General features: G+C 65.3%; 9 protein-coding genes. 5 read left to right on the forward strand and 4 right to left on the reverse strand.

Annotated features, from left to right (window positions below):
• Positions 1 to 2: 2 nt before the first annotated feature.
• Together NA5_RS09275 and NA5_RS09280 are read right to left on the reverse strand one after the other, a co-directional pair.
• The gene (locus NA5_RS09275) at positions 3 to 749 is read right to left on the reverse strand and encodes a 3-hydroxybutyrate dehydrogenase (RefSeq protein WP_062984044.1); all 747 of its coding nucleotides are present in this window, start codon (positions 747 to 749) and stop codon (positions 3 to 5) included.
• Positions 746 to 2,164, reverse strand: coding sequence for an MFS transporter (locus NA5_RS09280; RefSeq protein ID WP_062984048.1), 1,419 nt, complete (start codon positions 2,162 to 2,164; stop codon positions 746 to 748). The genes NA5_RS09275 and NA5_RS09280 overlap by 4 nt, the downstream gene beginning before the upstream one ends.
• A gap of 141 nt (positions 2,165 to 2,305) precedes the next feature.
• Here NA5_RS09280 and NA5_RS09285 point away from each other — a divergent pair, with 141 nt between their 5' ends.
• Positions 2,306 to 3,229 carry a LysR family transcriptional regulator gene (locus NA5_RS09285; protein ID WP_245672165.1) on the forward strand — a complete coding sequence of 308 codons (924 nt, stop codon included), beginning with the start codon at positions 2,306 to 2,308 and terminating at the stop codon, positions 3,227 to 3,229.
• Between the two features lie 93 nt (positions 3,230 to 3,322).
• Here NA5_RS09285 and NA5_RS09290 read toward each other — a convergent pair whose 3' ends face one another.
• Both NA5_RS09290 and NA5_RS09295 read right to left on the reverse strand, forming a co-directional pair.
• The gene (locus tag NA5_RS09290) at positions 3,323 to 4,036 is read right to left on the reverse strand and encodes an ABC transporter ATP-binding protein (RefSeq protein WP_062984065.1); all 714 of its coding nucleotides are present in this window, start codon (positions 4,034 to 4,036) and stop codon (positions 3,323 to 3,325) included.
• 30 nt (positions 4,037 to 4,066) lie between these two features.
• The gene (locus tag NA5_RS09295; protein WP_062984067.1) at positions 4,067 to 5,125 is read right to left on the reverse strand and encodes an ABC transporter permease; all 1,059 of its coding nucleotides are present in this window, start codon (positions 5,123 to 5,125) and stop codon (positions 4,067 to 4,069) included.
• Between the two features lie 130 nt (positions 5,126 to 5,255).
• Between NA5_RS09295 and NA5_RS09300 the strand changes: the two genes are divergently transcribed.
• The 4 genes from NA5_RS09300 (at position 5,256) to cobM (ending at position 8,553) form a co-directional block, all read left to right on the forward strand.
• Positions 5,256 to 6,602: a sensor histidine kinase gene (locus NA5_RS09300; protein ID WP_084483989.1), complete on the forward strand. Its 1,347-nt coding sequence runs from the start codon at positions 5,256 to 5,258 to the stop codon at positions 6,600 to 6,602.
• Positions 6,599 to 7,216 (forward strand): response regulator, encoded by a 618-nt coding sequence (locus tag NA5_RS09305; RefSeq protein ID WP_062984057.1) that lies wholly within the window; start codon positions 6,599 to 6,601, stop codon positions 7,214 to 7,216. The genes NA5_RS09300 and NA5_RS09305 overlap by 4 nt, the downstream gene beginning before the upstream one ends.
• Before the next feature lie 130 nt (positions 7,217 to 7,346).
• On the forward strand, positions 7,347 to 7,778 hold the full coding sequence (locus tag NA5_RS09310; protein ID WP_062984059.1) for a PPOX class F420-dependent oxidoreductase: 432 nt from the start codon (positions 7,347 to 7,349) through the stop codon (positions 7,776 to 7,778).
• Positions 7,779 to 7,788: 10 nt separating this feature from the next.
• On the forward strand, positions 7,789 to 8,553 hold the full coding sequence (cobM, locus tag NA5_RS09315; RefSeq protein WP_062984061.1) for a precorrin-4 C(11)-methyltransferase: 765 nt from the start codon (positions 7,789 to 7,791) through the stop codon (positions 8,551 to 8,553).
• Positions 8,554 to 8,824 lie beyond the last annotated feature (271 nt).

The raw sequence follows: 8,824 nt of genomic DNA on the forward strand, positions 1-8,824 counted from the left end.
CATCACCGTGCGGTCCATCCGCCGTCCATGGTGTAGGACGCACCGGTGACCATTCCCGCGTTCGGCGAGGCGAGCCAACCCACCAATGACGCGACCTCTTCCGGCTCGACCAGGCGCTTGATCGCGCTCTCGGTGAGCAGCACCCGCTCCAGCACCTCTTGCTCGTCGATACCGTGCGCCTTGGCCTGATCGGCAATCTGCTTGTCCACCAAGGGTGTTCGGACATAGCCCGGATTGACGCAGTTGCTGGTGACGCCGTGGCGGCCGCCCTCGAGCGCGGTCACCTTGGACAGGCCCTCCAGTGCGTGCTTGGCCGTCACGTACGCGACCTTGTATTCGGACGCGCGCAACCCGTGCACCGAGGACAGATTGATGATCCGGCCGAAGCCGCGCCGATACATCTGCGGCAGTGCCGCGCGGATGAGCAGGAACGGCGCTTCGACCATGAGGGTCATCAGGTTCCGGAATCGCTCCGGTGCGAAATCCTCGATCGGGTTGATGCTCTGCACACCCGCGTTGTTCACCAGGATATCGACGTCCAAGGTGAGCTTTTCCAGTGCCGCGACGTCGAGAAGATCTATGGCCCAGGCTTTTCCGTCGATCTCACTCGCGAGGGCTTTCGCACCTACGTCATCGATATCGGCGATGGTGACGGTAGCGCCACGCGCCGCGAGTTCCCTGGCGCAGGCGGCGCCGATGCCGCTGGCACCGCCGGTGATCAGGGCGGAACGTCCGGTCAGTTCACTCATCTGAGCTCCGCTCGTAGGGTTTCGGCCTGCGCGACAGGCGCTGCCGGGGTTTGCGCGGCAAGGGTTTGCGCGTCGGCGGTATCGACGCTCTCCAGCGTTATGCCCTTCGTTTCCCGGGCGAACAGGACCGCGATCGCGGTAATCGCCGCGGCTGCGGCCAAATACATGGCGATCGGTACCGCCGACTCATAAGTATTGAGCAAGCGCACGGCGATGATCGGGGCGAGCGATCCGGCCACGATCGAGGTGACCTGATAACCGAGGGAGACACCGGAATACCGCATCCGAGTGGGGAACATCTCGGCCATGATCGCGGGCTGGCCCGCATACATGAAGGCGTGGAATACCAGGCCGATAATGATCGCGGACATGATGATCGCGTTGTGGCCGCTATCCATCATCGGAAAGGCGAAGAAGCCCCAGGTGCCCGCGGTGAGCGCGCCGACCAGATACACCGGCCGCCTGCCGAAGCGATCGGAGAGATTGCCCGCCAACGGAATCATGAAGAAATGCACGGCATGGGCGGCAAGCAGCCACCAGAGGATGACCTTGGTGTCGACGTGCACATGCACCTTGAGATAGGTGATGGTGAAGGTGACCACCAGGTAGTAAAGGATGTTCTCGCCGAATCGCAGCCCCATGGCGGTGAATACGCCGCGCGGGTAGCGCCGCAGCACCTCGACGACACTGAGCGAATTCGCCTTGATCTGTTCGATTTCCTGCTGTGCCGCAACGAAAATCGGTGCGTCGGTGACCTTGGTGCGAATGTAGTAGCCGACCAGCACGACCACCGCGGACAACCAGAACGCCACGCGCCAACCCCAGCTCAGGAAGGCGGCGTCGGACAGTGTCGAGGTCAATGCCAGCAGCGCGACCGTCGCCAACATATTGCCCACCGGCACCCCGGCCTGCGGCCAGCTCGCCCAGAATCCGCGGCTCTTGTTCGGACTGTGTTCGGCAACGAGCAATACCGCGCCACCCCATTCGCCGCCGACCGCGAAGCCCTGGATGAATCGCAAGATAACGAGCAAAGTCGGTGCCCAGTAACCGATTTGGGCGAAGGACGGCAGACACCCCATCAGGAACGTCGCGGCACCGACCAGCACCAGACTGAACTGCAGCAGCTTCTTACGGCCGTATTTATCACCGAAATGTCCGAAGACGACGCCGCCCAACGGACGTGCGGCGAAACCGACGGCGTAGGTGATGAAAGCGGCGAGGATCGCGTCCAGATCGCTGGTGCCCTTGGCGAAGAACACCTTGCTGAAGACGAGCGTCGCGGCCGTGCCGTAGAGGAAGAACTCGTACCACTCGACCACGGTGCCCGCCATGGACGCGGCCACCACCCGCCTCAGCCCGGCCGGTATCCCGCCGGGATCGTTCCCCGTCGGCCGCATCGCATCCCGCACGCTCATCGAACATCTCCTTCATGACCGGGGCCACATCTGCCGAGCAGATGTGACGGCCCCCACATTTCGTGGTCAGAACGAGTATTCGTGCACATATCTTCGGGTGCAATGACCAGTTGTGCAGTGCGCATCTGCAAGAATGCAGATATGAGTGCGGCTGCCTCTGGTCCCAGCCGCCCCAGCGCGGATGATCTGCTGGTTCTGCTAGCCGTCGGGCGCTCCGGTCGCTTCGTGTCGGCCGCCGAGGAACTCGGGATCAACCACACCACCATTTCGCGCCGCATTGCCGCACTGGAGCAGACGCTGGGTGGACGAGTGCTCACCCGGGCGACCGGTGGCTGGGAGCTGACCGATCTCGGCCGGGAGGCGTTGGCGGCGGCCGAGGCGGTGGAATCGGCGGTCAAGTCACTGGCGACCGATGCGGACGGCACCCGGGTGCTCGAGGGTGTGGTTCGGATTTCGGCGACCGACGGATTCAGTGCCTATATGGCGGCACCGGCCGCCGCGGACGTGCAGCGGCGGCATCCGAAGATTTCGGTCGAGATCGTCGCGGCGACCAGGCGGGCCTCCCAGCAGCGGTCAGGTCTGGATATCGAGGTTGTGGTCGGTGAACCGCAAGTGCACCGCGCAAGGGCGATTCGATTGGCTGATTACTGCCTCGGGCTATACGGTTCGCGTGATTATCTCCGCGAACACGGAACGCCAACGGCCATAGGGGATCTCGCACGCCACTCGCTGGTCTATTTCATCGATTCCATGCTGCAAGTGGATGATTTGGACCTGGCATCCAGCTTCGCACCCGCCATGCGTGAATCCGTCACTTCCACCAACGTTTTCGTGCACGTCGAGGCGACCCGAGCGGCCGCTGGCCTCGGTCTGCTCCCGTGTTTCATGGCCGACCGGCACGATGACTTGATCCGACTGCTTCGCAAGGAAGTCTCCGTCCGGCTCACCTATTGGCTCGTCACGCGCACCGAAACATTGCGCAGGCCCGAGGTCGCAGCGGTAGTCGACGCGATTCAGGTTCGGGTGCGGGAGCAGCGGAATGTCCTGCTCGGCTTATCGGCGTAATCGGTTGCTGGTGGCATGACGGCGCCCTCGTGGTTCGGGACAGGGTGGACTTCGATAGCCACCGTCCGGAAAATCCCAGCGAGCGTGCGGATTTCAACGGACGCGGGTGAGGGTGCCGTCGGTCATGTGGTGGATGGTGTTCATCTGGTGTAGGTGGGTTCGGTCGTGGGTCACCAGGAGGGTGGCGGCGTTGTGGGTGCGGACCACGGCGAGGATCAATTCGATTATGGCGGTGCCTCGTTCGGTGTCGAGGGCGCTGGTCGGTTCGTCGATTACCAGGAGGGATGGGTCGTTCATCAGGGCGCGGGCTATGTTGACGCGTTGGCGTTGGCCGCCGGATAGTTGGGCGGGGCGTTTGGCATGTTGGTCGGCGAGGCCGACCGAGTCGAGTAATTCCATTGCCTTGGTGCGGGTTTCGCGGCGTCGGGTGGGGGAGGTGAACAGGTGCTGGCCGAGGTGGGACATGACCTCGAGTTGTTCGACGGCGGTCAGGGCGGGGATCAGGTTGGGTTGTTGGAAGACGATGCCGATGGATGAACGGCGCAGGGCGGCGGCTGCACGTCGGGTGAGGTTTGCGAGATCGACTGTGCCGTCGGGTGTTTCCAGGGTTATGTGGCCGGAGTCGGGGCGGATCAGGGTGGAGACTACGGCGAGGAGGCTGGATTTCCCGGAGCCGGAGGGGCCGGTGATCGCGGCGATGGTGCCGCCGGTGACGTGCAGGTTCACCTTGTCCAGTGCGGTGCGGCGGCCCGCGCCGTCCGGGTAGGTGAGGGTCGTATCGCTGACGGTGAGAGCGGTCTTGGTCATGGTCGCGGTGGTCATGTGGGTCTCCGGAGGTCAGCGGGTGGCGCTGAGCGCGATCAGCGGGTCGGTGGTGAACAGGAAGCGCAGGGCGAAGGCGGCGCCGAGCAGACCGAGGACGATCAGGGCCGCGGCCGGGAACAGGGTTGTCGAAACGCTGAGTACGAATGGCAGTGAGTCACCTATGAAAGTCGCTGCGGTGATGGTGATTCCGAGTCCGACAGCGACACCGGCGGTCAGCACGATTGCCGCTTGGGTGAGGGCGTCGCGGACCAGCGCGCCGGATGTCGCCCCGAGTGCTTTCAAGGTTGCGATATCGGGCGTGCGTTGCACCGTCCACACGGTGAAGAACGCGCCGATCACCAGGGCCGAGATGGCGAAGAGCAGCACCGTCATCAGTGTCAGCGAACCGTTTTCGGCTTTGTAGGAACTCAATGCCGACAGCGATTCGGAAACGCTGGCCGAGGACGTATGCGCAGATGCGTTGGCGGAGGCGGTATTCGGGATGCCGGATACCGCGAGCACCGTGGCGGCACCACCGCGCGGGCTTATCGATTGCCAGTCGGTGAGCGTCATCCAGATGACGGGGGTGTGGCTGTACCAGTCATCGCCCTGTACCGCGGCGACCCGGAAGCTGCCCGCGCCGAGCGTGATGGTGTCACCGGCGATGGCATCGAGGGCCTTGGCCGCGCCGGTGCTGAGCACGACGCTGCCGGAATCGGTTGCGAAGCGGTTGCCGAAGGTGGTTCCGGTGGAGCCGAACAGCGCGACTCGAGCGGGTTTGGTCGCACCCTGACCAGATACCGCACCCTCGGCCCGACTGATGCCGATCGGGTCAACGGAGCTTGCGGCTGTCCGCCAGATCTCGACTTGTTGCTCGGTCAGTGCGGAGGTATCGAAGGAGGGATCCGCGCTGGCATCCGCGAAGACAATGGCATCGGCGTGGATCGCCTCGATGGCCGAGATGTTCTGGTGCGCGAGTCCGGCGGTGAGACCGCTGAGGAAACTCACCAGCAGCGCCACCAGGGTGACAACCAGCGTGATGAGCAGAAAGCGGCCGCGTGCGGCCCGCAGATCCCGGAGTGCGACGAACATACCATCACCCTGCCGCGCGCTGGAGCTCGCGCCATCGCGCACGCGGAGGAATGCGCCCCGATCGAAGGTTGGTCGGTGTTTTACGCCTTTCGATGGATGCCGCTCGGATAGCCGCACATAAGCTGACAACGTGCATTCGTCGCCGCTGACCCCCGTCTTCACCGCGCTGCGGTTGGGGCTGCATGTGCTGGTGACGACGCTGGCCGTGGTGGTCGCGGTGCGTGCGCTGCTGCCGGGTGCCGGACACCCGCTCGGCGTCGTCACGTTGACAGTGCTGTTCCTGGCGGTGTATTTCGCCGGTGCGCTGGTCGGCCGCCACCCGGCGGGCATTCGCATCTGGCTGGCGGCGCTGACGGTGCTGTGGCTCGGTCTCGTGGTGCTCGCGCCCGATGCCGGATACCTCGCATTCGGTCTGTTCTTCCTCTATCTGCATCTGCTGCCGCGACCGTGGAGTCTGGTCGCGGTCGGTGCGGCCACCGTGCTGGCGGTGATCGGTTTCGGTGCGCATCGCGGCTGGTCGGTGGCGGGGGTGATCGGGCCGGTGCTCGGCGCGGCCGTGGCGGTCGGGATCGGGCTCGGCTACCAGGCGCTGTTCCGCGAATCCGCCGAACGTCAGCGGCTGATCGACGAATTGCTCAGTACCCGAGCGACTCTCGCCGAACAGGAGCGCACGGCGGGGAAATTGGCCGAGCGCGAACGGCTGGCGCAGGAGATCCACGACACCGTCGCGCAGGGGTTGAGCAGTATCCAACTGCTGCTGCACGCCGCGGAACAGTCCGCACCGGAACACCCTGCGCTGCAACAGATTCGACTGGCCCGCGAGACCGCGGCGGAGAATTTGGCCGAAACCCGAAGGCTGATAGCGGAATTGACTCCGGTCGCCTTGGAGGGGCAGAGCCTCGCGCAGGCGCTCGAGCGCATCTGTCGACGCGCCGAGACTCCGGGGCTGCGCACCCAGATGGTCGTCGAGGGCACCCCGGAGCGCCTGCCCATGCCCGTCGAGGCGGCACTGGTTCGGATCGCGCAGGGGGCGGTCTCGAACGTGCTGCGCCACGCGGGCGCGAGCCGGATGCGATTGACCCTGACCTACGCCGATTCCGATGTGTACCTCGACGTGGTCGATGACGGCATGGGCATCGATCCCGCTGTGCTCGACCGCGCCCCATCGGGCACCTTCGGGCTGGCCGCCATGCACAGTCGCGTCGAACAGCAGGGTGGGACCATGGCGGTCGAATCCGAACCCGGCCACACCGCGGTCGCCGTCTCATTTCCGCTGGAGCCCCCACCTACTGAATCCGGTTTCGGCGCAGCCGATTCGGGCCTACCCGCAGCGGAAGCGAGCCCTGCGCAATCCGCGTCCATGCCGAACCACCCCGACCTGACCGCACGCGCAACGGAATCCGGGCCTGCACCGAACGAATCCGGTACGCCCGCAGCGGGCATACCAAATGCCACGGACCAGGAGCGCTACCCATGATTCGCCTGCTCCTTGCCGACGACCATGCCATTGTGCGCGCGGGCCTGCGCGCACTACTGGAGAGCAATCCCGACATCACCGTCGTCGGCGACGCACCGACCGCCGAGGCGGCCGTCGCGCTCTGTAGCACCACCCCGGTCGATCTGGTGCTGATGGATCTCAGCTTCGGGCCCGGACGCTCGGGCGTCGATGCGACCGCCGAATTGCGGGCGCTGCCACAGCCGCCCAATGTCCTGGTCGTCACCAACTACGACACCGACGCCGATATCCTCAGCGCCATCGAGGCCGGGGCCTGCGGCTACATCCTCAAGGACACCCCGCCGATGGAGCTGCTCGCCGCGGTGCGGTCGGCGGCCGCGGGCGAGAGTGTGCTGTCGCCCGCGGTCGCCTCGAAACTGATGATCCGCGTGCGCCGCGCCGACACCACCCTGAGTCCGCGCGAAATCGAGGTACTGCGCCTAGTTGCCGACGGCAGCTCCAACCGCGAGATAGCCAAGGAACTATTCCTCAGCGAAACCACCGTCAAATCCCACCTGGTGCACATCTACGCCAAACTCGGCGTCCGCTCCCGCACCTCCGCCGTCGCCCGCGCCCGCGAACAAGGCGCCATCTAGTCAGCGATCAAGATCAGGTGGCACTGGTGGCGGAGGCTTCTCGCGTTTGCCGCCATGGTTTCCACATAATCATCTGTCCAGTCGGGTGTGGCTGGTGGTTGGAGGCGGCGGGGGGTTCTAGGGTTGGGGGATGGTCTCCCTCTTGGATCGCGATGTGCGCGAATTCCTTTCTCATGGCACGCGAACTGCGAAGGTCGCCTTTGTGACCTCTGGCGGCCGCCCGGTGGTGACGCCGGTGTGGTTTGTGCTCGAGGGCGACGAGCTGGTCTTCAATACCGGCAAGGCGTCGGCCAAGGGAAAGGCCTTCGCCCGCGATCCGCGCATCGCGCTGGTGGTCGACCTCGAGGAACCGCCGTACTCGTCGATTCAGATCCAGGGCACCGTGACCCTGTCCGAGGATCCCGACGAACTCCTGCGCAGCGCTACCGAGATCGGCGGCCGCTATATGGGCGCGGATCGCGCCGAGGAATTCGGCAAGCGCAATGGCGTCCCTGGCGAACTGGTGGTCCGGGTGCACCCGTCGAAGGTGATCGCCCACTTCGACGCGACGGCCTCGTCCTAGACTCGCTCGCATGACCGTGCACTTCATCGGGGCCGGGCCGGGCGCCGCGGACCTGCTGACCGTCCGCGCGGTCGAGCTGCTGCGCACTGCCGCGGTCTGTCTCTACGCGGGCACCTACCTGGACCCCGAGGTGCTCGCGCACTGCGCTCCCGATACCGAGCTGATCGACACCCAACACCTGGACATCGACCAGATCACCGAGCATCTTGTGCGCGCGCACCGCTCGGGCAAGGACATCGCCCGGCTCTGCTCCGGCGACCCCTCCATATATTCGGCCCTCACCGAACAAACCCGCCGTCTCGACGCCGCGGACGTGCCATGGGACATCACCCCGGGTGTCCCCGCCTACGCCGCCGCGGCCGCCCTGCTCGGCACCGAGTTGACCATCCCCGAAGTGGTCCAGTCGGTGGTGCTCACCCGTACCCGGGCCCGCTCGACCGCCATGCCGGAGTCGGAGGCCCTCGCGAACTTCGCCCGGACCCGGGCCACCCTGGTGCTGCATCTGGTCATTACCCGAATCCGCGCGTTGGCGGCCGAGCTGATCCCGGCATACGGCGCCGATTGCCCGACCGCCGTGGTCTACCGGGCCAGCCAACCCGATCAACTCGTCCTGCGCGGCACCCTCACCGATATCGCCGACCAGGTCGAATCGGCGGGTCTGCGTCAAGCCGCCGTCATTCTCGTTGGCCGCGCCCTCGCCCCGAATCTGTCCTGTACCCAGTCCCATCTCTATGACCCGGCCCGTGATCGGCACCGACCTTCGCAAGCAGTGTGAGATCGGTGACAGGTACCCGGCAAACTTGCGATGGTCCCGCTGCCTGGGTTGATGTTTTCCAGCTATGGGAGCTGATTGGTCGGCTGGCGACGACGACGGTAGATTGTTTCGGTGATCTGCATTGAACTTCCCGGCGGAGCCGGTCGGTGGGTGGCGGGCATGGTCGCGCCCATGTAACGAGGTCGGCCTGGCGGGCAGATAGTGCCAATGAACATTTTTTGCTTGATTGATGAGAACTGAACTCGGGAACACAGACGCCACGCTGGCATAG

Source organism: Nocardia anaemiae NBRC 100462 (genome assembly GCF_001612725.1).
Lineage (GTDB): Bacteria > Actinomycetota > Actinomycetes > Mycobacteriales > Mycobacteriaceae > Nocardia > Nocardia anaemiae.